24 protein-coding genes are annotated in these 25,734 nt (G+C 66.2%); 20 read left to right on the top strand and 4 right to left on the bottom strand.

Features of this window, described 5'->3' with window-relative positions; translation table 11 throughout:
- The first annotated feature begins 65 nt into the window (after positions 1 to 65).
- From prmA to DMX06_RS04595, 8 genes are all read left to right on the top strand, one after another.
- The gene (prmA, locus tag DMX06_RS04630; protein WP_110735045.1) at positions 66 to 944 is read left to right on the top strand and encodes a 50S ribosomal protein L11 methyltransferase; all 879 of its coding nucleotides are present in this window, start codon (positions 66 to 68) and stop codon (positions 942 to 944) included.
- A 43-nt stretch (positions 945 to 987) separates the two neighbouring features.
- Entirely contained in the window at positions 988 to 2,316 is a 1,329-nt protein-coding gene (locus tag DMX06_RS04625; RefSeq protein WP_110735043.1) for a DUF3426 domain-containing protein, read from the top strand.
- 227 nt (positions 2,317 to 2,543) lie between these two features.
- Positions 2,544 to 3,557 carry a tRNA dihydrouridine synthase DusB gene (gene dusB, locus DMX06_RS04620; protein ID WP_110735041.1) on the top strand — a complete coding sequence of 338 codons (1,014 nt, stop codon included), beginning with the start codon at positions 2,544 to 2,546 and terminating at the stop codon, positions 3,555 to 3,557.
- Complete coding sequence (fis, locus tag DMX06_RS04615) at positions 3,554 to 3,874, top strand: DNA-binding transcriptional regulator Fis (RefSeq protein ID WP_011535876.1); 321 nt, start codon at positions 3,554 to 3,556, stop codon at positions 3,872 to 3,874. Before dusB ends, fis begins: the two co-directional genes overlap by 4 nt.
- Before the next feature lie 79 nt (positions 3,875 to 3,953).
- On the top strand, positions 3,954 to 5,561 hold the full coding sequence (gene purH, locus DMX06_RS04610) for a bifunctional phosphoribosylaminoimidazolecarboxamide formyltransferase/IMP cyclohydrolase (RefSeq protein WP_110735038.1): 1,608 nt from the start codon (positions 3,954 to 3,956) through the stop codon (positions 5,559 to 5,561).
- A 181-nt stretch (positions 5,562 to 5,742) separates the two neighbouring features.
- The gene (purD, locus tag DMX06_RS04605) at positions 5,743 to 7,038 is read left to right on the top strand and encodes a phosphoribosylamine--glycine ligase (RefSeq protein WP_110735036.1); all 1,296 of its coding nucleotides are present in this window, start codon (positions 5,743 to 5,745) and stop codon (positions 7,036 to 7,038) included.
- A gap of 136 nt (positions 7,039 to 7,174) precedes the next feature.
- Positions 7,175 to 9,940, top strand: coding sequence for a hybrid sensor histidine kinase/response regulator (locus DMX06_RS04600; protein WP_110735033.1), 2,766 nt, complete (start codon positions 7,175 to 7,177; stop codon positions 9,938 to 9,940).
- Between the two features lie 261 nt (positions 9,941 to 10,201).
- Entirely contained in the window at positions 10,202 to 10,798 is a 597-nt protein-coding gene (locus DMX06_RS04595; RefSeq protein ID WP_028691281.1) for a MarC family protein, read from the top strand.
- 12 nt (positions 10,799 to 10,810) lie between these two features.
- On the opposite strand, the gene cobJ is transcribed toward DMX06_RS04595, so the two are convergent.
- Genes cobJ through cobG form a run of 4 tightly spaced genes read right to left on the bottom strand, consistent with a single transcriptional unit; the run spans position 10,811 to position 15,174 of the window.
- Entirely contained in the window at positions 10,811 to 12,511 is a 1,701-nt protein-coding gene (cobJ, locus tag DMX06_RS04590) for a precorrin-3B C(17)-methyltransferase (RefSeq protein WP_110735031.1), read from the bottom strand.
- On the bottom strand, positions 12,499 to 13,233 hold the full coding sequence (locus DMX06_RS04585; protein WP_181427778.1) for a precorrin-2 C(20)-methyltransferase: 735 nt from the start codon (positions 13,231 to 13,233) through the stop codon (positions 12,499 to 12,501). The genes cobJ and DMX06_RS04585 overlap by 13 nt, the downstream gene beginning before the upstream one ends.
- On the bottom strand, positions 13,230 to 13,856 hold the full coding sequence (locus DMX06_RS04580) for a precorrin-8X methylmutase (protein ID WP_110735027.1): 627 nt from the start codon (positions 13,854 to 13,856) through the stop codon (positions 13,230 to 13,232). Before DMX06_RS04580 ends, DMX06_RS04585 begins: the two co-directional genes overlap by 4 nt.
- Complete coding sequence (gene cobG, locus DMX06_RS04575; RefSeq protein WP_181427777.1) at positions 13,849 to 15,174, bottom strand: precorrin-3B synthase; 1,326 nt, start codon at positions 15,172 to 15,174, stop codon at positions 13,849 to 13,851. The genes DMX06_RS04580 and cobG overlap by 8 nt, the downstream gene beginning before the upstream one ends.
- Positions 15,175 to 15,341: 167 nt before the next feature.
- Between cobG and cbiE the strand changes: the two genes are divergently transcribed.
- From cbiE to DMX06_RS04515, 12 genes are all read left to right on the top strand, one after another.
- A complete protein-coding gene (cbiE, locus tag DMX06_RS04570; protein WP_110735021.1) occupies positions 15,342 to 16,553 on the top strand; it encodes a precorrin-6y C5,15-methyltransferase (decarboxylating) subunit CbiE in 1,212 nt (403 codons plus the stop codon).
- Positions 16,546 to 17,640 (top strand): cobalt-precorrin-5B (C(1))-methyltransferase, encoded by a 1,095-nt coding sequence (locus DMX06_RS04565; protein WP_110735019.1) that lies wholly within the window; start codon positions 16,546 to 16,548, stop codon positions 17,638 to 17,640. The genes cbiE and DMX06_RS04565 overlap by 8 nt, the downstream gene beginning before the upstream one ends.
- Complete coding sequence (locus tag DMX06_RS04560; RefSeq protein WP_110735017.1) at positions 17,637 to 18,365, top strand: cobalt-precorrin-6A reductase; 729 nt, start codon at positions 17,637 to 17,639, stop codon at positions 18,363 to 18,365. The genes DMX06_RS04565 and DMX06_RS04560 overlap by 4 nt, the downstream gene beginning before the upstream one ends.
- 83 nt (positions 18,366 to 18,448) lie before the next feature.
- On the top strand, positions 18,449 to 18,679 hold the full coding sequence (gene vapB, locus DMX06_RS04555; RefSeq protein WP_011535889.1) for a type II toxin-antitoxin system VapB family antitoxin: 231 nt from the start codon (positions 18,449 to 18,451) through the stop codon (positions 18,677 to 18,679).
- Complete coding sequence (gene vapC, locus DMX06_RS04550; RefSeq protein ID WP_110735014.1) at positions 18,679 to 19,089, top strand: type II toxin-antitoxin system tRNA(fMet)-specific endonuclease VapC; 411 nt, start codon at positions 18,679 to 18,681, stop codon at positions 19,087 to 19,089. Before vapB ends, vapC begins: the two co-directional genes overlap by 1 nt.
- Positions 19,090 to 19,161: 72 nt before the next feature.
- Positions 19,162 to 19,599, top strand: a complete 438-nt coding sequence (locus DMX06_RS04545; RefSeq protein ID WP_110735012.1) for an NfeD family protein — start codon at positions 19,162 to 19,164, stop codon at positions 19,597 to 19,599.
- Between the two features lie 27 nt (positions 19,600 to 19,626).
- Positions 19,627 to 20,481 carry an SPFH domain-containing protein gene (locus DMX06_RS04540; protein WP_110735010.1) on the top strand — a complete coding sequence of 285 codons (855 nt, stop codon included), beginning with the start codon at positions 19,627 to 19,629 and terminating at the stop codon, positions 20,479 to 20,481.
- 242 nt (positions 20,482 to 20,723) lie between these two features.
- Positions 20,724 to 21,113: a DUF2946 domain-containing protein gene (locus DMX06_RS04535; protein ID WP_110735007.1), complete on the top strand. Its 390-nt coding sequence runs from the start codon at positions 20,724 to 20,726 to the stop codon at positions 21,111 to 21,113.
- Between the two features lie 47 nt (positions 21,114 to 21,160).
- On the top strand, positions 21,161 to 21,643 hold the full coding sequence (locus DMX06_RS04530) for a copper chaperone PCu(A)C (protein WP_110735005.1): 483 nt from the start codon (positions 21,161 to 21,163) through the stop codon (positions 21,641 to 21,643).
- Positions 21,644 to 21,666: 23 nt separating this feature from the next.
- On the top strand, positions 21,667 to 22,092 hold the full coding sequence (locus tag DMX06_RS04525) for a DUF2946 domain-containing protein (protein WP_110735003.1): 426 nt from the start codon (positions 21,667 to 21,669) through the stop codon (positions 22,090 to 22,092).
- 69 nt (positions 22,093 to 22,161) lie between these two features.
- Complete coding sequence (locus DMX06_RS04520) at positions 22,162 to 24,228, top strand: TonB-dependent copper receptor (protein WP_110735001.1); 2,067 nt, start codon at positions 22,162 to 22,164, stop codon at positions 24,226 to 24,228.
- A gap of 58 nt (positions 24,229 to 24,286) precedes the next feature.
- Positions 24,287 to 25,651 (top strand): PepSY-associated TM helix domain-containing protein, encoded by a 1,365-nt coding sequence (locus DMX06_RS04515; protein WP_110734999.1) that lies wholly within the window; start codon positions 24,287 to 24,289, stop codon positions 25,649 to 25,651.
- Positions 25,652 to 25,734: the final 83 nt, after the last annotated feature.

Raw genomic sequence — 25,734 nt, 5'->3', positions numbered from 1 at the left:
AGTAAACTGGCGGCCTTTTCGCGCAGCCTCGGGCTGCCCCTGTCGATTTACCAAAGGTGCCCGCCATGCCCTGGCTGCAAGTACGCCTGGCCATCAGCCCGGAACAAGCCGAAACCTACGAAGACGCCCTGCTCGAAGTGGGTGCCGTCTCGGTGACTTTCATGGACGCCGAAGACCAGCCGATCTTCGAACCAGACCTCAATACCACCCCGCTGTGGTCGCACACGCACCTGCTGGCGCTGTTCGAGGCCGATGCCGAACCCGAGCAGGTGTTCGCCCACCTGCGCCTGCTGACCGGCGCCGAGCTGCCCGAGCACCACGCTGAGGTGATCGAGGACCAGGACTGGGAACGCAGCTGGATGGACAACTTCCAGCCCATGCGCTTCGGCCAGCGCCTGTGGATCGTGCCGAGCTGGCACGAAGCGCCGGAAAAAGACGCGGTCAACCTGCTGCTCGACCCGGGCCTGGCCTTCGGCACCGGTACCCACCCGACCACCGCGCTGTGCCTGGAATGGCTCGACGGCCAACAGTTGCAAGGCACCCAGGTGCTGGACTTCGGCTGCGGCTCGGGCATCCTGGCCATCGCCGCGCTGCTGCTCGGTGCCCGCCACGCGGTCGGCACCGACATCGACGTGCAGGCTATCGAGGCCTCCCGTGACAACGCCCAGCGTAACGGCATTGCCGACGACACCTTTGACCTGTACCTGCCCGAGCAGATGCCGGCCATGCAGGCCGACGTGCTGGTGGCCAATATCCTGGCCGGCCCGCTGGTCTCGCTGGCGCCGCAACTGTCCGGCCTGGTGCGCCCCGGTGGCCTGCTGGCGCTGTCGGGCATCCTTGCCGAACAAGGCGAGGAAGTAGCCGCCGCCTATGCCGCCGACTTCGACCTGGACCCGATCGTCGTGCGCGACGGCTGGGTACGTATCAGTGGTCACCGCCGCTAAGCGCGCCTAGACTCATCTCCTGCACAGCCCCTCGGACATCCGCATGACCGACAGTTTCGTCACCCAGTGCCCGCATTGCCAGACCAGCTTTCGCGTCACCCATCACCAGCTGAGCGTGGCTCGCGGCGTGGTGCGTTGCGGCCATTGCCTGCAGGTGTTCAACGCGGCGAAACAGTTGCTGGAGCAGAACCGCGCCGCCACTGGTGAAGGCAGCATCGAGGCACCGCCCGCCGTGGCGCAGCCGGTCGCACCCGTGGCCCCGGCAGCCGAGCCGGTGGCCGAAACCCCGGCACCGGACGAAGACAACTGGAGCGTCACGGCCGAAGAACTGGACGCCCTCGACCTCGACCAGGAACTGGCGCGCCTCGAGCGGCGCAGCCCGGGTGACCGGCGCGGCGCGACGAAGGGCCTGCTGCAGGCCCGTCGCGACGAGCAGGTCGGCGATGGACACGGCGACGAACTGTTTGGCACGGCCACCGATGATGACCTGGCGCCCACACAGGTGCGCGAGGAAGCGCCGGTACTGGTCGAGCAGGAGCCGCTCGACCTGGAGCCCGCGGCCGACGAACGCACCGAACCGACCCTCGGCAACGCCGACCTCGACCTGGACGACGAACCGCCGACGCGCCACCAGCCACCGGCCGACGACCTCGACGAGCCACTGGAACGGTTGTCCGCCAACGACGAGCCAGTTCCGGAAAAGGGCCTGTCGGCGCTGGACGACGAGGTCCGCAGCGAACCGCTCTCGGTCCGCGACGAGGAACCCGACGAACAATCCGGGCAACGCCTGGAGCCCAGCCTGGCGATCAAGCCCGAGCGCACGCGCAAGGAGCCGCTGGTCGACGTGGTCGACGACCCGTTGCAGCTGGATTGGGAAAAGCCCGCGCCGAACTGGGGCAAGCGCCTGCTATGGAGCTTCCTGACCCTGCTGGCCGCCGCCCTGCTGGCATTCCAGTACGTCTGGTTCCACTTCGACGAAATGGCCCGCCAGGACCAGTACCGCCCGTGGTTTCAGCAACTGTGCCCGATGTTCGGCTGCCAAGTGCCGACCCGCGTGGATATCTCGCGTATCAAGAGCAGCAACCTGGTGGTGCGCAGCCACCCGGACTTCAAGGGCGCGCTGATCGTCGACGCGATCATCTACAACCGTGCGCCCTTCGCCCAACCCTTCCCCTTGCTGGAGCTGCGCTTCGCCGACCTCAACGGCCAGTTGATCGCCAGCCGGCGCTTCAAGCCCAGCGAATACCTGTCGGGTGAGCTGGCCGGTCGCGGCGAGATGCCCAGCCAGACACCGATCCACATCGCCCTGGACATCCTCGACCCGGGGCCGAAGGCGGTGAACTACAGCCTGAGCTTCCGCTCGCCGGAATAAACGACCAGCGGCAAGCCCGCCCTACGGGCTTGCCGGTGTCGCGAACGGACCGCAAAGCGGCTCCAGGTTCAACTGAACGGTTGAATTTCCGAGACTCGCGGCATCGGTCATAACGCCGCAACTGTTCAGATTTTATCCAGATTCATCTTTATCCGGTCATCGAGAGCGGGTATCATGCCATCCCTTTTTCGAACTCCAATGATTCGGCCCCACAACAGGGAACACCTATGTCGGCGGTACGCATCGGCCCTTACACACTGCAGAACAACCTGATCCTGGCCCCCATGGCCGGCGTCACCGACCAGCCTTTTCGCACCCTGTGCAAACGCCTCGGGGCGGGCATGGTGGTCTCGGAGATGGTCTCCAGCGACATGCGCCTGTGGAACAGCCGCAAGTCGAGCCTGCGTCGCATCCACGAAGGCGATCCCGAGCCGCGCTCGGTGCAGATAGCCGGCGGCGACGCGCAGATGATGGCCGAGGCGGCCCGGGCCAACGTCGAGGCCGGCGCCCAGATCATCGACATCAACATGGGCTGCCCGGCGAAAAAAGTCTGCAACAAGGCCGCAGGCTCTGCTTTATTGAGAGATGAAGCCTTGGTCACCGAGATCCTCCACGCCGTTGTCGGCGCCGTGGACATCCCGGTGACGCTGAAGATTCGCACCGGCTGGGACCGGGCGAACAAGAACGGCCTGAATGTGGCGAAGATCGCCGAACAGGCCGGCATCCAGGCGCTGGCGGTGCATGGCCGCACACGCGCCGACCTGTACACCGGTGACGCCGAGTACGACACCATCGCCGAGATCAAGCAGGCGGTGTCGATCCCGGTTTTCGCCAACGGCGACATCACCTCGCCGGAAAAGGCCCGGGCGGTGCTGCACGCCACCGGTGCCGACGGCCTGCTGATCGGCCGTGCCGCCCAGGGGCGGCCGTGGATTTTCCGCGAGATCGAGCATTACCTGCGCACGGGCGAGCACCTGCCCGCACCGGCGCTGGACGAAGTGGAACGCATTCTGCTGGAGCACCTGGCTGCGCTGCACGCCTTCTACGGCGATGTGATGGGCGTGCGTATCGCCCGCAAGCACGTGGGCTGGTACCTGGCGACCCGACCCGGCGGCAAGGAGTTCCGCAGCCGGTTCAACGCTTTGGAAGACACACAAGCGCAGTGCGCCAACGTTCAGGCGTTTTTCGCCGAACGTCGACAGAGCCTTGGGACAGAGGACGATCAAGGGGTGGCCGCATGACGATGATGACCGAGACATTAGTGAGTGGAACAACGCCCGTGAGCGACAACGCCAACCTCAAGCAGCACCTGAACACGCCGAGCGAGGAGGGCCAGACCCTGCGCGACAGCGTCGAGAAGGCGCTGCACAACTACTTCGCCCACCTGGAAGGCGCTACCGTCACGGACGTGTACAACCTGGTGCTCTCGGAAGTCGAGGCGCCCTTGCTCGAATGCGTGATGAACTACGTCAAGGGCAACCAGACCAAGGCCAGCGAGATGCTCGGACTCAACCGAGGCACGCTGCGCAAGAAGCTCAAGCAGTACGATCTGTTGTAAGGCCAGAACCCCAACCAGAAAAGGCGCTCATGCAAAAAGGCGCCTTTTTTGCTGACTCCACCGCGTTATGGAATCTGAAATGACCGACCAGACTACCCGCCTGCCGATCCGCCGCGCCCTGATCAGCGTCTCCGACAAGACCGGTATCCTCGAATTCGCCCGTGAGCTGCAGCAGCTCGGTGTCGAGATCCTGTCCACCGGCGGCACCTACAAGCTGCTCAAGGACAATGGCGTGAACGCGGTGGAAGTGGCCGACTACACCGGCTTCGCCGAAATGATGGACGGCCGGGTCAAGACCCTGCATCCGAAGATCCACGGCGGCATCCTCGGCCGTCGCGGCACCGACGACGCCATCATGAACGAGCACGGCATCAAGCCGATCGACCTGGTCGCGGTCAACCTGTACCCGTTCGAAGCCACCATCAGCAAGCCGGGCTGCGACCTGCCGACCGCCATCGAGAATATCGATATCGGCGGCCCGACCATGGTCCGTTCGGCGGCGAAGAACCACAAGGACGTCGCCATCGTGGTCAACGCCAGCGACTACGCCGGCATCGTCGAGGGCCTCAAGGCCGGTGGCCTGACCTACGCCCAGCGCTTCGACCTGATGCTCAAGGCCTTCGAGCACACCGCCGCCTACGACGGCATGATCGCCAACTACATGGGCACCATCGACCAGGCCAAGCAAACCCTGTCGACCGAAGACCGCAGCGAGTTCCCGCGCACCTTCAACAGCCAGTTCGTCAAGGCCCAGGAAATGCGCTACGGCGAGAACCCGCACCAGAGCGCGGCGTTCTACGTCGAGGCCAAGAAGGGCGAGGCCAGCATCTCCACCGCCATCCAGCTGCAAGGCAAGGAGCTGTCGTTCAACAACGTGGCCGACACCGACGCCGCGCTGGAGTGCGTGAAGAGCTTCGTCAAGCCGGCCTGCGTCATCGTCAAGCACGCCAACCCTTGCGGCGTGGCCGTGGTGCCTGAAGACGAAGGCGGCATCCGCAAGGCCTACGACCTGGCCTACGCCACCGACACCGAATCGGCCTTCGGCGGCATCATCGCCTTCAACCGCGAACTGGATGGCGAAACCGCCAAAGCCATCGTCGAGCGTCAGTTCGTCGAAGTGATCATCGCCCCGAAAATCTCCCAGGCCGCCCGCGAAGTCGTGGCCGCCAAGCAGAACGTACGCTTGCTGGAGTGCGGCGAGTGGCCAGCCGAGCGTGCCGCCGGTTGGGACTTCAAGCGCGTCAACGGTGGCCTGCTGGTACAGAGCCGCGATATCGGCATGATCAGCGCCGACGACCTGAAGATCGTCACCAAGCGCGCGCCGACCGAGCAGGAAGTGCACGACCTGGTGTTCGCCTGGAAAGTGGCCAAGTTCGTCAAGTCCAACGCCATTGTCTACGCCAAGAACCGCCAGACCATCGGCGTCGGCGCCGGCCAGATGAGCCGCGTCAACTCCGCGCGCATCGCCGCGATCAAGGCCGAGCACGCCGGCCTGCAGGTGCAGGGCGCGGTGATGGCCTCGGATGCGTTCTTCCCGTTCCGCGACGGCATCGACAATGCGGCTAAAGTGGGTATCAGCGCCGTGATCCAGCCGGGTGGCTCGATGCGTGATGCCGAGGTGATAGCTGCCGCTGATGAAGCCGGTATCGCCATGGTATTCACCGGCATGCGCCACTTCCGCCACTGATTATGGCAATCGGCCGCACTGAAGCAGGCATCTGCTGCGTTGGGGCCGGTTCCGCTGATGCTCATTGCCATAAGGCAACTGCGCTCATCGGAACCGTCCCCGCCTTGCATCTACCTGCTCCATTGCGACCTCGTACAGTGTGAGGCTTTGCCTCCCGTCCGAAAGAATTCGAGGTTTTGACATGAAAGTTTTGATCATCGGCAGCGGCGGTCGTGAACACGCCCTGGCCTGGAAAGTCGCCCAGGACCCACGCGTCGAGAAAGTCTTCGTTGCCCCGGGCAACGCTGGCACCGCCACCGAAGCCAAGTGCGAAAACGTCGCCATTGACGTCACCGCCCTGGAGCAACTGGCCGATTTCGCCGAGAAGAACGTCGACCTGACCATCGTCGGCCCGGAAGCGCCGCTGGTCATCGGCGTGGTCGACCTGTTCCGCAGCCGCGGCCTGGACTGCTTCGGTCCGACCAAGGGCGCGGCCCAGCTGGAAGGCTCCAAGGCCTTCACCAAGGACTTCCTGGCCCGTCACAAGATCCCGACCGCCGACTACCAGAACTTCACCGAGATCGAGCCGGCCCTGGCCTACCTGCGTGAGAAAGGCGCGCCGATCGTAATCAAGGCCGATGGCCTGGCCGCCGGCAAGGGCGTGATCGTCGCCATGACCCTGCAGGAAGCTGAAGACGCCGTGCGCGACATGCTCGCCGGCAATGCCTTCGGTGAAGCCGGCTCGCGGGTGGTGATCGAAGAGTTCCTCGACGGCGAGGAAGCCAGCTTCATCGTCATGGTCGACGGCCACAACGTGCTGCCCATGGCCACCAGCCAGGACCACAAGCGCGTCGGCGACAAGGACACCGGCCCGAACACCGGCGGCATGGGCGCCTACTCCCCTGCCCCGGTGGTCACCGCCGACGTGCACCAGCGCGTGATGGACCAGGTGATCTGGCCGACCGTGCGCGGCATGGCCGAGGAAGGCAATGTCTACACCGGCTTCCTCTACGCCGGCCTGATGATCGACAAGGCGGGCAACCCCAAGGTCATCGAGTTCAACTGCCGCTTCGGCGACCCGGAGACCCAGCCAGTCATGCTGCGCCTGGAGTCGAGCCTGGTGCTGCTGATCGAGGCCGCCTTCGCCAAGGCCCTGGACAAGGTTGAGGCCCAGTGGGACCCGCGCCCGAGCCTGGGCGTGGTGCTGGCTGCCGGCGGTTACCCGGGCGACTATGCCAAGGGCGCCGCGATCAGCGGCCTGGATGCCGCCGCCAAGCTTGAAGGCAAGGTGTTCCACGCCGGTACTGCGCTGAAGGACGGCCAGGTGGTCAGCGCCGGTGGTCGCGTGCTCTGCGCCACCGCCATGGGTGACACCGTCGAGGCCGCCCAGCAGCAGGCTTACCGCCTGGCCGAGCAGGTCAAGTGGGACGCCAGCTTCTACCGCACCGACATCGGCTACCGGGCCATCGCCCGCGAGCGCGGTGAGCACCAGCAGTAAAAGGGTACCGAACGGCTGTGGCGCTCCGCGCGCGCGGCCTTCGGCTCGTCGTCAAGGCCCTGCCGGGGCCTTGCCTTCGCCTTGGCGCGCCGCGCATAGTTGTTATCCGGCACATTAGCTAAGAAGGGATTTCGTCGTGCGTCGGCTTCGGATTGCCATAGCCCTGATCGTCAGCCTGCTGACCCTGCTCTGCCTGCTCCCGGCACACGCCGAACAGGCCGCAGGCTGGTCGGCGCTGCTCGATGAACAGGCCAACCTGCAATTGTCCGATGTACGCTCCGAACGTTACCGCAACCAGTTCAGCCCCCTGGCCCTCGACGAACTGGATGCCGCCCTCCCCGACCAGGCGCTCTGGCTGCACTACCGCCTGGAACCGCACGACCAGGAGCAACTGGTCCGCATCTTCGCCCCCGACCTGTCGCGCCTGGACCTCTACGCCCTCGAAGGCGGCAAGCTGCTGCGCCAGCTGCACAATGGCCGCCAGGGCGATGGCCTGAGCCCGACCCAGCGCGGCCGGGACCATGTGCTGCCGCTGCCGCACAGCAGCCAGCCACTGGACATCTACCTGCGGCTGGTCTCCGAACACCAGCTGCGCCCGGCTATCAGCGTCGAGTCCACCGCCCACGCCGCCGCCGACCAGCGCCAGTCGCTGCTGTTCGGTCTGCTGTTCGGCGGGCTGGTGATGCTGATCCTGCACAACCTGATCCGCTTCGCCTATTCACGCTCCAGCACCACGCTGGTCCTGGCGCTGTACCACGGCCTGATGCTGCTCAGCGCGCTGATCCTGCTCAATCTCAGCGGCCCCTGGTGGCAGCTGTGGCACAGCGCGCAGACCCCGGCGGCCTACCTGACCCTGGTGCTGGCAGGCCTGGCCGGGCTGTACTTCACCTTGCATTTCTTCTCCCCCTGCAGTTCGGCGCGGCTCAACCGCCTGCTGCAGATGGAAATGGTGGTGGCCGCGGTCAGCGGCCTGGTGCTGCTGTTCGTCGACACACTGCCGCTGAACCTGATGACCTACGCCCTGCTCGCCCTGGGCAGCGTGAGCATGCTGCTGGTCAGCAGCTATCACTGGTACAAGGGCTACGGCCCGGCGCGACTGTTCACCGTGGCGATGCTGGTGTTCAACCTCGGCGGCCTGGTGCTGCTCCCGGCCCTGCTGGGCCTGACCCGTACCCCCACGCCCTGGCTGCTGTGCATCCTCATGGCGCTGACCGTGGTCAGCGGCTTGCTGCTCAACCTCGCGGTCAGCGAGCGCCTGCGCCGGATCAGCGAGGAGCGCTTCCGCGCCAGCCGCGCCCTGGCCGCGAGCGACGCCGAAATCAACGCCAAGGCCGAGTTCCTGGCCAAGATCAGCCACGAGATCCGCACCCCCATGAACGGCGTGCTGGGCATGACCGAGCTGCTGCTGGGCACGCCGCTGTCGGTCAAGCAGCGCGATTACGTGCAGACCATCCACAGCGCCGGCAACGAACTGCTCACCCTGATCAACGAGATCCTCGACATCTCCAAGCTCGAGTCGCGCCAGATCGAGCTGGACGATGTGCAGTTCGACCTCAACGCCCTGATCGAGGACTGCCTGAACATCTTCCGGGCCAAGGCCGAGCAGCAGAACATCGAGCTGATCAGCTTCACCCAGCCCCAGGTGCCCAGGGTGGTAAGCGGCGACCCGACACGCCTGCGCCAGGCCCTGTCGAGCCTGCTGGACAACGCCCTGAAGAACACCACCCAGGGCGAGATCCTGCTGGTGGTGGCCCTCGACCAGCGCGGCGACAGCCCGCGCCTGCGCATCGCCGTGCAGGACAGCGGCGAGCCCATGCCGCCCGCCGAGCGCGACGCCTTGCTGCAGGCCGAACTGCACAGCCGCCACTTCCTCTCCAGCAACAAGCTCGGCGGCCACCTGGGCCTGGTGATCGCCAAACAGCTGATCGGCCTGATGCAGGGCGAGTTCGGCATCAAGACCAGCACCAGCATGGGCAACACCCTGTGGCTGACCCTGCCGCTGGATCCGCAGCGCCTGGAGCAGCCGGCCACCGACCTCGACGGCCCTTTGCGCGATGCGCGGGTGCTGGTGGTCGACGACAACGACACCTGCCGCAAGGTCCTGGTGCAGCAATGCAGCGCCTGGGGCATGAACGTCAGCGCAGTGCCGTCGGGCAAGGAAGCGCTGGCGCTGCTGCGCACCAAGGCGCACCTGCGCGACTACTTTGACGCAGTGCTGCTGGACCAGAACATGCCCGGCATGACCGGCATGCAGCTGGCGGCCAAGATCAAGGAAGATCCGAGCCTGAACCACGACATCCTGGTGGTGATGCTCACCGGCATCAGCAATGCGCCGAGCAAGATCATTGCCCGCAACGCCGGGGTCAAGCGCATCCTCGCCAAGCCGGTGGCCGGCTACACGCTCAAGACCACCCTCGCCGAGGAACTTGCCCTGCGCGGTCGCGAGCTGGCCGCGCCGCCGCTGCCGGTCGGTACCCCGGTAGCGTTGGACCTGCCCGGCGATTTCCGCATCCTGGTGGCCGAGGACAACAGCATTTCGACCAAGGTCATCCGCGGCATGCTCGGCAAGCTCAACCTCGAGCCGGATACTGCCAGCAACGGCGAAGAAGCCCTGCAGGCGATGAAGACCAAGCACTACGACCTGGTGCTGATGGACTGCGAGATGCCGGTGCTCGACGGGTTCTCCGCCACCCAGCAACTGCGCGCCTGGGAGTCCGCCAACCAGCGTCCGCGCACCCCGGTGGTGGCACTGACCGCGCACATTCTCAACGAGCACAAGGAGCGCGCGCGCCTGGCTGGCATGGATGGGCACATGGCCAAGCCGGTGGAGCTGTCGCAGTTGCGCGAGCTGATCCAGTTCTGGGCGGGGCAGCGGCAGGTGGTCACCGCCCCTCTCGATTGAAGCGCTCTCATGGAACAAACCGTAACTCATTGATTTAGCTAGCCCCTGTGGGAGCGGCCTTGCGTCGCGAAAGGGCTGCGTAGCAGCCCCGGCAATTTCGAGGGTGGCTTAGAACCTGGGGCCGCTGCGCGCCCCTTTCGCGACGCAAGGCCGCTCCCACAGAGGACGGTTCCCTGCACGACAGCGTAGCCCGAAGAGCTGAGCGATCTCCTACAGGATCCGTGCTATACAGTGGCATCTCACCGCCGCGGACCTGCCCCCATGCTCCATGAGTTGTTCAGCGTCTACCTGAAAATGCTCGTGCTCTACAGCCCGTTCTTCGTGCTGTCGTGCTTCATCGGCCTGACCCGCGGCCACTCCAGCAAGGAACGCAAGCAACTGGCCTGGCGCGTGGCGATCGCCACGCTGGTGGCCAGCGTGCTGCTCTATCTGTTCGGGCGGGTGATCTTCGGCGTGTTCGGCATCACCGCCGACGCCTTTCGCATCGGCGCGGGCTCGGTGCTGTTCATCTCGGCGCTGGGCATGGCCCAGGGCAAGTCGGCGGTGCAGACCGACAACGTGCAGCAGGACGTGACCATCGTGCCGCTGACCATTCCGTTGACGGTCGGCCCGGGCACCATCGGTGCGCTGCTGGTGATGGGGGTAGGCCAGCCGCACTGGGACGACAAGCTGCTGGCCATCGTCAGCATCGCCCTGGCCAGCTTCACCGTCGGCCTGGTGCTGTACCTTTCGCACCGTATCGAGCGACTGCTCGGCGACCAGGGCCTGCAGATCGTCAGCCGCCTGATGGGGCTGTTCGTCTGTGCCCTGGCGGCGCAGATCATCTTCACCGGGATCAAGGGCTACCTGCTGCCCTGACCCCGGCTACGCTCAGGGCTTGGCGGGATACCAGCGCGGCGTGTACACCCACTGGCCGCCGTCGGCCCGGGCGAAGGTGCAGGTGGTCGAGGAGCCGACCAGCACCATGGTGCGCATGTCGACCATCTCCGGCAGCAGCTCGCCCAGGGTCACTACCCGCAGGGTCTGGCCCGGCCGGCCGATATCACGGCCCAGCACCACGGGGGTGCCTGCGTCGCGATGACGACGTACCACCTCCAGCGCCCCGCCCAACTGATGAGGCCGGGCCTTGGAGATCGGGTTGTAGAACGCCAGCACCAGATCCGCCTGGGCCGCCAGGTCGAGGCGCTTCTCGATGATCGACCAGGGCTTGAGGTTGTCCGACAGCGACATCACGCAGAAATCATGCCCCAGCGGCGCCCCCGCTTGCGCGGCGGTGGCCAGCGAGGCCGAGACGCCGGGAAGAATCTCCAACTCGACGCTCTGCCAGGCCGGGTCGCTGGACTCGTGCAACGCTTCGAGCACTGCGGCGGCCATGGCGAATACGCCCGGATCACCCGACGACACCACCACCACCGAACGGCCCTGGGCCGCCAGCTCGAAGGCATGGCGGGCGCGCTGCATCTCTTCGCGGTTGTCGGTGCAGTGCAGCACTTGATCGTCGCGGAAGGGGCCGGCCATGCGCACGTAGGTTTCGTAACCGAGCACATCCTGGGCGCGCGCCAGCTCGGCCTTGACCGCCGGCACCATCAGCTCGGCGGCACCAGGGCCCAAGCCGATCACGGCCAGGCGACCCCGGCGACGGCCAACGCGGTCGATGTCGACCGGTGCCGCGGCAACGGCGTGGGCGAGCCCCACGGACGAACCTAGACGCGCTTGCGGCAATGCATCAGCCAGCATCCGCTCCAGGCTCTCGGCGGCCGGGACAAAGCGCAGGGCGACGTTCAGCGCCTGGGCAGCCTCGTGCAGCGTCGGCTCCGCCATCTCGGCTTCGCTCGCCAGCAGGCAGGCCAACGCGGGCTCGGCAATGTTCGCTCGCAGCAGCTCCTCGCGCACCTGTTGCGCCAGGTCAGCGCTACCGACTGTAACCGCCACCACCACGCAACGCGCGTGGATCACCAGTTCGTCACGGCTGGCCGGACGCAGTGCGCTGCCCACGTGGATAGTGCGTTGCGCATCGTCACTGGCGGGCAACTGCGCGTGCTCGAGCCACGGCGCGTCGCCTTCGACACGCACGGTTTCACCCGCCAGCAGGTCGGAGACGAAGCGCTTGCCCTGTTCCAGGTCCGCCAGTGCATAACCCTCGGGCGGGTTGAGCAGGCAGGTGCCGAAGCGCAGCTCGCCACTGGTGGTGATTGCCGCGCTTACACCCAGTGCCTCGCCGATTTCGCGGGCCATGACATTGACCCCGCCCAGGCCACCGAGCAGCGGCACCACGGCGCTGCCGTCCTCGGCCACGGCCAGCACCGGTGGCTCGACGCCTTTTTCGCTCAACAGCGGCGCCAGGGTGCGAATCACGATACCCGCCGCGCACAAGGCGATGATCGGCGTGTCTTGTTGATACAGCTCGCGCAGGGTGTCGCCGAAGACTGCGTAGTATTGGTCGGCACCCTCCACACGCCCTTGCAGGCCATGGATCACGGCCTGTGGATAACGTTGCTGGATTCGCTGCGCGGTAGCCAGGCTGCCCGGGCCGAGAATGACGATTGCCGGTGCCTTGATCATCCCTGCCATTTCTCACCCGGCACGATGATCAGCGAGAAGTACGGCGAGGACTGCGGGTCGACTTCATCCAGCGCGACGATTTTCTGGTTGGCCATGGTCGCCCGCTCCACGTACAGCGCACGGCTATCCAGGCCCAGCTCGCCGAGCACCTGGCGCACCTTGGGGAAGTTGCGCCCCAGTTTCATGATCACTGCCGCGTCGGCAGTGGCCAGGCGCTGCTTGAGCTCTTCATGGGGCAACACGCCGGAGAGCACGGTGAGGGTCTGGTTGCGATACACCAGCGGCGCACCGAGTACCGAGGCGCCACCGAGCATCGAGCAGACACCGGGGATCACCTGGGCCTCGTAGCGCGAGGCCAGGCGATCGTGCAGGTACATGTAGGAGCCGTAGAAGAACGGATCCCCTTCGCAGATCACCGCCACGTCGCGGCCGGCGTCCAGGTGCGCGGCAACCTGCAGGCTGGCTTCGTCGTAGAAGTCGCTGATCACCTGCTCATAGGAGAGCGGCGCGGGCAGCGCCTCGGTGGTCACCGGGTATACCAGCGGCAGCAGGGTCTGTTCGGCTTGCAGGTGCGCTTCGATGATACCGAAGGCGTTGCCGCGCTTGCCCTTGGCCACGAAGTACGCCACCACGGGGGCCTCGCGCAGCAGGCGCAGGGCCTTGACCGTGATCAGCTCGGGATCGCCCGGGCCCACGCCCAGGCCCAGCAGTCGTCCGCGTGCGTGCATCATTCCACCTCCGTGGCCAGGGCGTTGACCGCGGCGGCGGCCATCGCGCTGCCGCCCAGGCGGCCCTGCATGATCACGAACGGCACGCCACGGCTGTCGGCGGCGAGCATCGCCTTGGACTCGGCGGCGCCGACGAAGCCGACCGGGAAGCCGAGGATCAGCGCCGGTTTCGGTGCACCGGCATCGAGCATTTCCAGCAGGTAGAACAACGCGGTCGGCGCGTTGCCGATCACCACCACGCTGCCCTCCAGGTGCGGGCGCCACAGCTCCAGGGCCACCGCCGAGCGGGTGTTGCCCTCAGCCTTGGCCAAATCCGGCACGCTCGGGTCGCGCAGGGTGCAGATCACCGGGTTGCTGGCCGGCAGGCGGGCGCGGGTGATGCCTTCGGCGACCATGTGCGCATCGCAGAGGATCGGCGCGCCCTTGGCCAGGGCCTCGCGGCCGGCGGTACCGGCGCCTTCGGAGAACTGCAGGCCATCGATGGCCTCGACCATGCCGCAGGCATGGATCACGCGCACAGCGAGCTTTTCGAGATCGGCGGGGATCCGCTCGAGCCGGGCCTCCTCGCGAATGATCCGGAAGGAATTGCGATAGATCTCCTGACCATCGCGGATGTAGTCAATCATCAAGGTGCTCCGTCGGCAGGTCGAGCATGGCGCCTGCTTCTTCTGGGGTGAGGTCGGCTGCGCGCAGCCTGCCGAAGCCCGGCAGGCGCGCGTCGCGCAAGTAAAGGTCATAGCGGCCCGGGGCCCGGGCCAGCAGGGTGGCCGGGGCGGCGTGGGCCATGGCGCAGGAACGTGAGCAGGCGGACAGGTGCACGCTGCCTGGGGCTCCGTGGTGCAACAGGTTGGCCAGGGTGACGGCGTCGGCCTTGGTGTCGGCCTGGGCCTTGGCGCAGCCGCTGGATCCGGTGCAGGCGACAACCCGCGCCAGCGGATGCTCGTTGTAACAGAGCATGCCTGACGCCGTCAGTTGCGCGCGTGCGTTTTCCAGTTCGCCAGGCTTGAGGGAAGTCAGTACCAGGCTCTGCCAAGGGCTCAGCCGCAGGCTGCCATCGCCCCATTGCCGGGCAATACGCGCGGCACCACGCAGCATGGCGGGGGTCAGGCGCCCGAGGGGTGGCGCGACGCCCAGGGCAACGCCCTGGCGCTGGGGCAACACGCCCAGCCACGGGCTTGTCGCCACGGGGCGCGGCCAGGCCATCGACATGGCGTCGATCTGGATCGCCAGCCCTTCGAGGAAGTGCTCCACCGGGCACACCTGCAGCAATTGACGCATGCGCGACTGTTCGGGCGTCGCCAGATCGAGGAACCGCTCCAGCACCGCGCGCACCAGCGCCAGCCCCTGTTCCACCGGCACTGCCCCCAACGCCTGGCCATTTGACAGGCTGCTCGCGAGCCCGAAGCGCAACCAGATACGTCCTTCGTGCGGCATGGCGGACAGCCACAGGTCATGGGAGTGATCGAGCATCGCCAGCGCTTCGCCGCCATCGAGTTGCACGGCGAACTTGGCCGACAGCTTGTGGAACCTGGGTGTGCTTTCCAGCAGGTCGAGGATCTGCCCGGCCAACGGCCGGGTGTCGAACAGCATGGCCGGATCGAGCCCGGACAGAGGGCTGAGCATGAGGTTGCGTACATCATCACCCGCCGCGTCACGCGGGCCGAGCCCTGCAGCCAGCAGATGCTCGACCAGGCCCCGACGGTCGTCACCGATGCCACGGATCTGCAGGTTGGCCCGGTTGGTTGCCTCGATCACCCCACTGGCGAAGCGCTCGGCAGCCTCGGCCACGGCATCGGCCTGGTCGGCCAGCAGCAGGCCACCAGGTAGCTTGATCCGGCAAATGCCGCCGTCGCGCGCGGCAACGATGCGCCACAACCCCGGACAGGCCGAGGGACGGGGCGAAACTTCGGGGGACGGGGGCTGCGTCAAGGGGGCATCCGGCAATCGTGAAAGTGCGCTTCAGTGTAGAAGGCGCGGTATTATGCCTGCTTTGTCCGGCGGCATGAAAAACCGGTGGTCGAACGCTAAGACGAATCGCGGGGCAAGCCCGCTCCCACGTCACTTCGTGGAAGCGGGCTTGCCCCGCGATCAATGGAAGGTACGAGGAACAGATGGCCCCCTGGCTGACAGTAATAGGCATCGGCGAAGACGGTTTCAGCGGCCTGGGCAAGCAGGCCCGGCGCGCCCTGCTGTCGGCCACGCGAATCATCGGGGCCCCACGCCAGCTGGCCCTGCTACCCCGCTGCGTGACCGCCGAGCAGTTGCACTGGCCCAGCCCTTTCTCGCTGGCCCCGGTCATGGACCTGCGCGGCGAGCCGGTGTGCGTGCTGGCCAGCGGCGACCCAATGTTCTACGGCGTCGGCGCCAGCCTGGCGCGCCAGCTGCCCGCCGAGGAACTGCAAGTGCTGTCGATGCCCTCCTCCTGCGCCCTTGCCGCTGCCCGCCTGGGCTGGCCGTTGCAGGAGGTGCAGGTGGTCTCGGTGGTGGCACGCCCACTGGCCGCGCTCAATGCCCATCTGCACAGCGGCGTGCGCCTGCTGGTGTTGAGCAACGACGAAAGCAGTCCGGCGGCCATCGCCGCGCAGCTGTGCGAACGAGGCTTCGGCCCCAGCCGTCTCCAGGTGTTCGAACACCTCGGCGGCCCGCAGGAGCGAATGCTGAGCGGCACCGCCGACGACTGGCCGCACACCGACATCGCCACGCTCAACCTGGTCGCCATCGAATGCCAGGCCTCGCCCGACACCCCACGCCTGCCGCGCGTGGCCGGCCTGCCCGACAGCGCCTTCCGTCACGACGGCCAGCTGACCAAGCGCGACGTGCGAGCGATCACCCTGGCTCGCCTGGCACCACAACCCGGTGAGCTGCTGTGGGACGTAGGTGCTGGCTGCGGCTCCATCGGCATCGAATGGATGCGCGCCCACCCCAGCTGCCGCACCCTTGCGATCGAGGCCGACGAGGGCCGACAGGGCTTTATCGAACACAACCGCGACACCCTTGGCGTGCCCGGCCTGCAACTGATTCGCGGCAAGGCCCCCGAAGCGTTGGCCGGGCTGGAGCGTCCGGACGCGATCTTCATCGGCGGCGGCGTCACCCGCGAAGGCATGCTCGACCTGTGCTGGGAGCGCCTGCTGCCGGGCGGGCGCCTGGTTGCCAACGCCGTCACGCTGCAAAGCGAGGTCGCCCTGGCGCAGTTCCGCGACCAGCATGGCGGCGAGCTGACTCGCATCCACATCGCCCACACCCAGCCTCTGGGCAGTTTCGACACCTGGCGCCAGGCCCTGCCGATCACCCTGCTCGACGTGGTGAAGCCCCTCGATGCGTGAAGAAACCCGCGAACAGCCCGCGCCGCTGCGCAGCGGCCTGACCACCGGCAGCTGCGCCACCGCCACCAGCCTGGCGGCGGCACGCCTGCTGCTGACCGGGCAACGGCACGACGCGGTGGAAATCACCCTGCCCAAGGGCAAGGTGGTGCAGATGCGCCTGGAGTTCTGCCACCTCAAGGGTGACATGGCCGAGGCCGGTACCTTGAAGGATGCCGGCGACGATCCCGACGTGACCCACGGCGCCCTGCTCTACAGCCAGGTGCGCCTGCTCGCCGAGCCTGGCGTTCGCTTCGTCGCGGGCACGGGCGTGGGTACCGTGACCCGCCCGGGGCTGGTGCTGGCAGTCGGTGAACCGGCCATCAACCCGGTGCCGCGCAAGATGATCAGCGACCATCTGCTGCAACTGGCGGGCGATTGCGGCTACCACGGCGGTTTCGAGGTGACGGTCAACGTGCAAGGCGGCGAACAGCTGGCCCTGAAGACCATGAACCCGCGCCTGGGCATCCTCGGCGGACTGTCGATCCTGGGCACCAGCGGCATCGTCCGGCCATTTTCCTGCTCGGCCTACATTGCCTCGATCCACCAGGGCATCGACGTCGCCCACACCAACGGCTACACCCATATCGCCGCCTGCACCGGCAACGCCAGCGAAGACACCATGCGCCGGGTCTACAACCTGCCGGAGATCGCCCTGATCGAGATGGGCGACTTCGTCGGCGCCGTGCTCAAGCATCTGCGCAAGGTGCCCGTGCCGCGGCTCACGCTATGTGGTGGTTTCGGCAAGATCAGCAAGCTGGCGGCCGGGCACATGGACCTGCACAGCCGCCATTCCAGCATCGACCTGCCACAGCTCGCGGGCTGGGCGGCGGCCATTGGCGCGGACGCGGCACTGCAACAGGCGATCATCGCCGCCAACACCAGCCAGCAGGCCCTCGCCCTCGCGCATGCCGCTGGCATCGCCCTGGGCGATGAGGTGTGCCGCCATGCCCTGGTCTTCGCCCGCAGCGTGGTGCCTGCCCAGGTGCAGGTGGAAGTGTTCGCCATCGATCGCCAGGGCGGCATTGTCGGCAAGGCGGGAGTGGCATGAACGAGCGCATCCTGCTCCTCGGCGGCGTCACCGAAGCCCTGGCCATCGCCCGCCGGCTCGGTCCGCAGCATATCTACAGCCTCGCCGGAATTGGCCGAGTGCCCCAGGACCTGGCCTGCCAGGTGCGGGTCGGTGGCTATGGCGGTGCCGAAGGCCTGGCCGAATACCTTCGCGATGCCGGTATCGGCTTGCTGATCGACGCCACCCACCCCTACGCCGCCCAGATCAGCCGCAATGCGGCTCTCGCCGCGCGCAGCGCAGGCATTTCCTGCTGGGCCCTGCGCCGCCCGGCGTGGCAGGCACAACCTGGCGATGACTGGCGCGAAGTCGAGGACTGGGCCGGGCTGATCGAGGCGCTGACCTCATTCGAACGCCCCTTGTTCACGCTTGGTCGCGAACCCCTGCAACATCTGGACGAAATCCCGCCACACCAGTTCTGGACCCTGCGCGCCCTCGAGGCGTGCCCCGGCAATGAACGCTGCGAGGTGATTGGTGCTCGCGGGCCCTTCCTCATCGACGATGAACGTGCCCTGTTCGAGCGTCGGCAGATTGACGTGCTGGTGAGCAAAAACAGCGGCAGCACGGCCACCGAGCCGAAGCTGGAAGTGGCGCGGGAGCGCGGGATTCCAGTGCTGGTACTCAAGCGGCCGGTGCTGCCGGAAGTGGATCGGGCGTTTCAGGATGCGGGGTCGCTACTGGAGGCACTCGGCCAGTCCAAGGCCTGACTCGCACACTGTATATCCCATTGACATATCCAATCCTGGAATTAAACTCCAGACATACATTTGTGCTTTCAAGGAGGCCCATCATGGAGCAAGGTGCAGTCTTCAAAAGCAACCGCAGCCAGGCTATCCGCATGCCAAAAGCCCTCGCTCTTCCAGAAGACGTCACCCGCGTGGACATCGTCGCGGTGGGCCGTTCCCGTATCATCTCGCCTGCCGGCGAAAGCTGGGACAGCTGGTTCGAGGGTGACGATGTGAGTGCGGACTTCATGGCAAGCAGGGAACAGCCAGCCGACCAGGAGCGCGAAGGATTCTGATGCTCAGGTACATGCTCGATACCAACATCTGCATTTTCACCATCAAGAACAAGCCACAGGTGGTGCGCGAGGCATTCAATCGCTACCACGGCCAACTGGCCATCAGCACGGTAACCCTGATGGAGTTGATCTACGGTGCGGAAAAATCCGCCGCGCCGGAACGTAACCTGGCCATTGTCGAGGGGTTCGCCGCACGGCTCGATGTGCTTGACTACGACATTCAGGGCGCCGCTCACACCGCGCAGCTACGTGCGGAGCTGGCCAAGGCCGGCACGCCCATCGGCCCCTACCACAGAATGATTGCCGGCCACGCCCGCGCTCGCGGCCTCACGCTGGTGACCAACAACCTGCGCGAGTTCCAGCGTGTTCCGGGGTTGCGTGTGGAAGACTGGGTGACATACCCACGCTGACGATCACGAGATGGCCCTGTGCCTTGATCCTGCCGTAGAATCACCTCTCCCCTTCTGGAAGGCTCCAACCATATGGAAATGCAATGGTGGATCTGGCTCGTCTTCGGCGTGGCCCTGATCCTGCTGGAACTGGTGCTCCCCACCTTCTTCATCCTCTGGTTCGGCATCGGCGCCGTGCTGGTGTCGTTGATCTCGCTGCTCGCCCCCAGCCTGCAACTCGATATACAGGGCCTGCTGTGGGTAGTGTTCTCGTCGCTCACCACCGTGCTCTGGTTCAAGGTGTTCCGCCGCAAGAAGCCGGATGTACGCTGGACCGCCGACAGCGTGATCGGCGAGGTCGGCCTGCTGACCACCAGCGTGTCGCAGTTCCAGAAAGGCCGCGTGCGCTTCCAGAAACCGATCCTCGGCAACGAGGAATGGACCTGCGTCGCCGACAACGACATCCCCGCCGGCGAGCGCGTGCGCCTGGCCGCCATCGAAGGCAACACCGCCCGGGTCACCCGGGCCTGAATCCGCACTAAAAGGAAGTTCGCAAGCATGACCAGCCTCATCGTCGTCGGCACCCTCGCCGCATTCGTCCTGATCACCGTGTTCAAGGGGGTGCGCATCGTGCCCCAGGGCGAGGAATGGATCGTCGAGCGCCTGGGCCGCTACCACAGCACCCTCAAGCCCGGCCTGAACATCGTCATCCCTTACATGGACGTGGTCGCCTACCGCCTGCCGACCAAGGACATCATCCTCGACGTGCAGCAGCAGGAGATCATCACCAAGGACAACGCGGTGATCGTCGCCAACGCCCTGTGCTTCGCCAAGGTGGTCGACCCGCAGAAGGCCTCGTACGGCGTGCAGAACTTCTCGTTCGCCGTGACCAGCCTGACCATGACCTCGCTGCGCGCCATCGTCGGCGCCATGGACCTGGACGAAGCGCTGTCCAGCCGCGAGCAGATCAAGGCGCGCCTGCGCGAGGCGATGTCCGAGCAGACCGAAGACTGGGGCGTGACCGTGCGCTCGGTGGAAATCCAGGACATCAAGCCATCGCCGAGCATGCAGACCGCCATGGAGCGCCAGGCCGCCGCCGAGCGTGAGCGTAAGGCCGACGTGACTCGCGCCGAAGGCAACAAGCAGGCGGCGATTCTCGAAGCTGAAGCGCGCCTGCAGGCGGCCAAGCTGGATGCCGAAGCCCAGGTCAACCTGGCCGAGGCGTCGGCGCGGGCGATCACCCTGGTCAAGGAAGCGGTGGGCAGCGAGACCGTGCCGGCCATGTACCTGCTGGGTGAGCGGTATATCGGGGCGATGGAGAACCTGGCGGGTAGCGACAATGCCAAGGTGGTGGTGCTGCCGGCAGACTTGCAGGAGACCGTGCGTGGGCTGATGGGGCGTGGCAAGGCCTGATAACGCCGGGGGCGCTTTGCGCCCCTTTCGCGACACAAGGCCGCTCCCACAGTAATTGCGCCAGCTTTTAGCATTTGAGCAAGACAGTTGCTCCCACAGGGAAACGTATCCTCCTGTGGGAGCGGCCTTGTGTCGCGATGGGCTGCGCAGCAGCCCCCAGGTGCGGCACTTCACCGCACCCCGGCTTTTTTACCTATACTCCGCCGTACAATAGCCATCACGATTCCTGACCGGATCTCTCCATGCCCCCACGTCGGCACATCGCCTGGATAGCCTGCTTCGCAGTGCTGTTCAACCTGCTGGCCATGCCGCTGTCCTCCGCCGCGCCGAAAGGCCCGGCCGAGCAGCTGCTGTGGGGGGCTTTCTGTTCCAGCATGGCCGGCAAGGCCAAGGTCGATGTCCAGGCCCTGGCCAAGATCGACCTGGGCACGCAAAGCGACGACAGCGCCAGCATGATGAACTGCTGGTGCTGCCTGGGCGCCGCGCCCTTGCTGGCCCTGCCCGGCTACCCGCCGCAGTTGCACAACCCGCCCGTGCAGCCGGCAGGCCACCTACAACACCTCGCCGACTACCAACCCACGCCGCGCCAGCTCTGGCCCGCGCTCAATCCCCGTGCCTCTCCTCTGGCCTGAGTTCACTACGCTGTCCTTCAGAACCTGAACAGACCGGAGACTCACCCATGCTCAAGCAAGCCCTCGTCCTGGCCGCCCTGCTGCTGCCCGGCGCCTACGCCAACGCCCACGAGTACAGCGTCGGCGACCTGCACATCGCCCACCCCTGGTCGCTGGAGCTGCCGCCGAACGCGCCCAACGTCGCGGCCTACTTCGTCGTGCACAACAACGGCAAGGCCGATGACCGCCTGCTTTCGGTGGACACGCCGATCAGTACCGACGCCCAGCTGCACGAGCATGCGATGAGCGCCGCCGGCGCGATGAAGATGCAGCAGGTGCAGAGCGTGGTGGTGCCCGCCGGCAAAGACCTGTCCTTCGCCCCCAGCGCCTACCACGTGATGATCATGCAGCCCAAGGACCGCAGCCTGCTGACCGATGGCAAGCGCTTCCCGCTGACCCTGCACTTCGAAAAAGCCGGTGACGTCACCGTCGAGGTCGCCGTGCAGAAGCAGCCGCCCGCCGACCAGGCGACGCACGAGCACGCGCACTGATCCATAGCTGACTGGCGCTCGCCATGAGCCTGCCGCGCTACAGCTCCGCCCGCACTACCCGCCCTGATCGCAGGCGCGTCGGTGGCGGCTGGCTGAGCCTGTTCGCCATGTGGATGATCTTCATCGGCCCGCTGGTTTCCCAGTCGATGCCGATGGAGCATCACGCCGGCATGTCCATGGATATGTCGATGGCCATGCCCATGGAGCACGGCCACGATCACCACCACGGCCAAGGCAACGACGGCCAGCTGCATGTGATGTGGGAGAAGTGCGGCTACTGCAGCCTGCTGTTCAACTGCCCCGCCCTGCCCCAGACCCTCAGCCCGCTCAGCGCGGGCAGCGTCACCCCACCCAGCCACCTCACCATCGCCACGCGCCAGGGCCATGCCCGGCAGGCTGTATTCCCCGGCGCCCGCAGCCGCGCGCCGCCCCTTTCGATCCTCGTCTGAACACAACGTTATCAATGCCCGAAGCCAGGAGGCTTCGCGCTGACTCATGACTGATCGACTGGAATCATTATGTCCGGCTGCACCCCTGTTTTTGCCCTTTCCCTGCGCGGGACCATCGCCGTGCTGTGCGGCTCGCTGCTCGCGCCACTGGCCTTGGCCGCCGAAACCGGCCATGAAGGCCATGTGCACGACACCGCTGAGCTGAGCCCGACGGTGATCACCGCCATCGCCCCAAGCTCGCCACTGACCGTGGTCACCAACCCCAAGGACCCACGCCAGCCCGTACCGGCCAGCGACGGCGGCGACTACCTCAAGACCATCCCCGGCTTCTCGGTGATCCGTGCCGGTGGCACCAACGGCGACCCGGTGCTGCGCGGCATGTTTGGCTCACGCCTGAACATCCTCACCAACGGCGGCATGATGCTCGGCGCCTGCCCGGGCCGCATGGACGCGCCAACCTCGTACATCTCGCCGGAAACCTACGACCGCCTCACGGTGATCAAGGGCCCGCAAAGCGTGATCTGGGGCCCTGGCGGCTCCGCCGGCACCATCCTGTTCGAACGTGACCCGGAGAAGTTCGGCGAGCTGGGCAGCCGGGTAAACGGCAGCGTGCTGGCCGGCTCCAACGGCCGCTTCGACAAGGTGCTCGACGCCGCGGCCGGCAACCAGCTCGGCTACGTACGCTTCATCGGCAACCAGTCGCACTCGGACGACTTCGAGGATGGCAACGGCGACACCGTGCCTTCGCGCTGGGACAAGTGGAACGGCGATGTCTCGGTTGGCTGGACCCCGGACGCCGACACCCTGCTGGAAATGACCGCAGGCAAGGGCGACGGCGAAGCGCGTTCGGCCGGGCGCGGCATGGACGGCTCGCAATTCAAGCGCGAAAGCCTGGGCCTGCGCTTCGAGAAATCCAACCTTGGCGAGGTGCTCGACAAGGTCGAGGCGCAGGTCTACTACAACTACGCCGACCACGTGATGGACAACTACACTCTGCGCACCCCGTCAGGCACCGGCATGATGGGCATGCCCATGGTCAGCAACGTCGACCGCCGCACCATGGGCGCGCGAATCAAGGCCACCTGGCGCTGGGCCGACGTGCAGTTGATCAGCGGCATCGACGCGCAGACCAACGAGCATCGCCAGCGCGGCGGCATGGGCATCAACGCGCACAAAGGAAAGCCCTGGACCAAGGACGCCGACTTCCACAACTACGGTGCCTTCGGCGAACTCACCTGGTATGCGACCGGCGAGGATCGCCTGGTCACCGGCGCCCGCCTGGACCGCGCCTCGGCCCGCGACTTCCGCAAAGGCAGCGCCACCGAGGGCGACACCCGCGCCGACACCCTGCCCAGCGGCTTCGTGCGCTACGAGCACGACCTGGCCGCGATCCCCGCCACCACCTACATCGGCCTGGGCCACACCCAGCGCTTCCCTGACTACTGGGAGCTGTTCTCGCCCAAGCGCGCCCCGGCCGGCTCGGTGAACGCCTTCGACGGCATCAAACCGGAGAAAACCACCCAGCTCGACTTCGGCATCCAGTACCGCGACGAGCGCCTGGAAGCCTGGGCATCGGGCTATGTTGGCCAGATCCGCGACTACATCCTGTTCGACTACCAACGCAACATGATGGGCAACCTCACCTCCCAGGCGCAGAACATCGATGCCCGAATCATGGGCGGCGAGCTGGGCGCGGCCTACAAGCTGACCGAGAACTGGAAGGCCGACGCCACGCTCGCCTACGCTTGGGGCAAGAACAGCAGTGATGGCAAGGCGCTACCGCAAATGCCGCCTTTGGAAAGCCGCCTGGGCCTGACCTACAGCCGCGACACCTGGAGCGTCGGAGCCCTGTGGCGCCTGGTGGCCGAGCAGAACCGCATCGCCCAGAACCAGGGCAATGTGGTGGGCAAGGACTACAACAAGAGCGCCGGCTTCGGCGTGTTCTCGCTCAACGGTGCCTACAAGGTGAACAACAACCTCAAGCTCAGCGCAGGCGTCGACAACCTGTTCGACAAGGCCTACGCCGAGCACTTGAACCTGGCCGGGAACGCCGGGTTTGGCTACCCGGCGAACAGCGTGCAGCCGGTCAACGAGCCAGGCAGGACCTTCTGGACCAAGGTCGACTTCAGCTTCTGACAACAACAAACGGGCGCGGGACCTGACCGCGCCCAACCAAGGTCTACGGGAGGCTCCCATGAGCAAACCAAACGTTTCCTTCTACAACCTTGCGTGGCGCTGGCATTTCTATGCCGGGCTGTTCGTGGCGCCGTTCATGATCCTGCTGGCAATCACCGGGATCATCTACCTGTTCAAGCCACAGCTCGACCCACTGATGTACCGCGAGCTGATGGTGGTCGAGGCCGGCCATCATCGACAGGGCGCCGACACACTGCTGGCCAACGTGCGCCAGGCTTATCCACAGGGCCATGTCGGCCAGTACCTGCCACCGATGAATGCCGAGCGCAGCGCGCAGTTCGTGGTGCACGACGGCGGTCGTGAGATGAACGTGTTCGTCGATCCATACAGCGGCAAGGTGCTGGGCGCGCAGGACGGCAAGCAGAACCTGCAAGCCATCGCCCGCGCCCTGCATGGCGAGCTGATGGTCGGTACGGTCGGTGACCGGCTGGTGGAACTGGCGGCGGGCTGGGGCATTGTCCTGGTCGTGTCCGGCCTCTATTTGTGGTGGCCACGCGGGCGCAACAGCGCGGGCGTGCTGTGGCCACGCTTGAGCGCACGCGGCCGAGTGCTGTGGCGCGACCTGCATGCTGTTACAGGATTCTGGGGCTCAGCCCTGCTGCTGTTGATGCTGATCAGCGGCATGACCTGGACCGGGCTATGGGGCAAGCAGTATGCCGACCTATGGAACCGTTTCCCGGCGGCCATGTGGAATGATGTGCCCAAGTCCGACAAGCAGGCACGCGAACTGAATGAAGCCCACCGCCAGACCGTGCCGTGGGCCATGGAGAACACCCCGATGCCGGTGTCCGGCGCCCATGCCGAGCACGCCGGGCACCACATGATGGACCAGGCTCCGGCGGCACCGCAGGTAAGCCTGCAGCAGGTCGAGAACATCGCCGATCTGCGCGAGGTCGAGCCGGGCTACAGCATCACCCTGCCGACCACTGCCGACGGCGTGTTCACCATCGCGGTGTTCGCCGACGACCCGCGCAACGATGCCACCCTGCATGTGGACCAGTACACCGGAAAGGTGCTGGCCGATGTGCGCTGGCAGGACTACAGCCCGGTGGCGCGTGCCACGGAGCTGGGGGTGATGCTGCATGAGGGCAAGATGTTCGGGCCGCTGAACCAGATCGTGATTTTGATCGTATGCCTGATGATCCTGCTGGGCTCGGTGAGCGGGCTGGTGATGTGGTGGAAGCGCAAGCCGGCCGGTGGGCTGGGCGTGCCGCCGCTGCGTCATGACCTGCCGCGCTGGAAGGCGGCGGTGGGGGTGATGGTGGTGCTGGGGGTCGCCTTCCCGCTGGTGGGGATCTCGATGGTGGTGATGTGGGGGGTGGATAGCCTGGTGATCCGCCGCAAGGTTTTCAGCAACGCCTGAGCCCTGCGTGGCCGCTCGCCGCGCGATGGCACCTGGCATTTTTGCCAGTTGTCGGATGCCGGATAAAAGCCGACGTTCTACCC

This window comes from Pseudomonas mosselii (assembly GCF_003205295.1).
GTDB classification, from domain to species: Bacteria; Pseudomonadota; Gammaproteobacteria; order Pseudomonadales; family Pseudomonadaceae; genus Aquipseudomonas; species Aquipseudomonas mosselii_B.
Note: the sequence above shows the minus strand (reverse complement) of the source record. Positions and strands in the feature narration are given on the sequence as shown.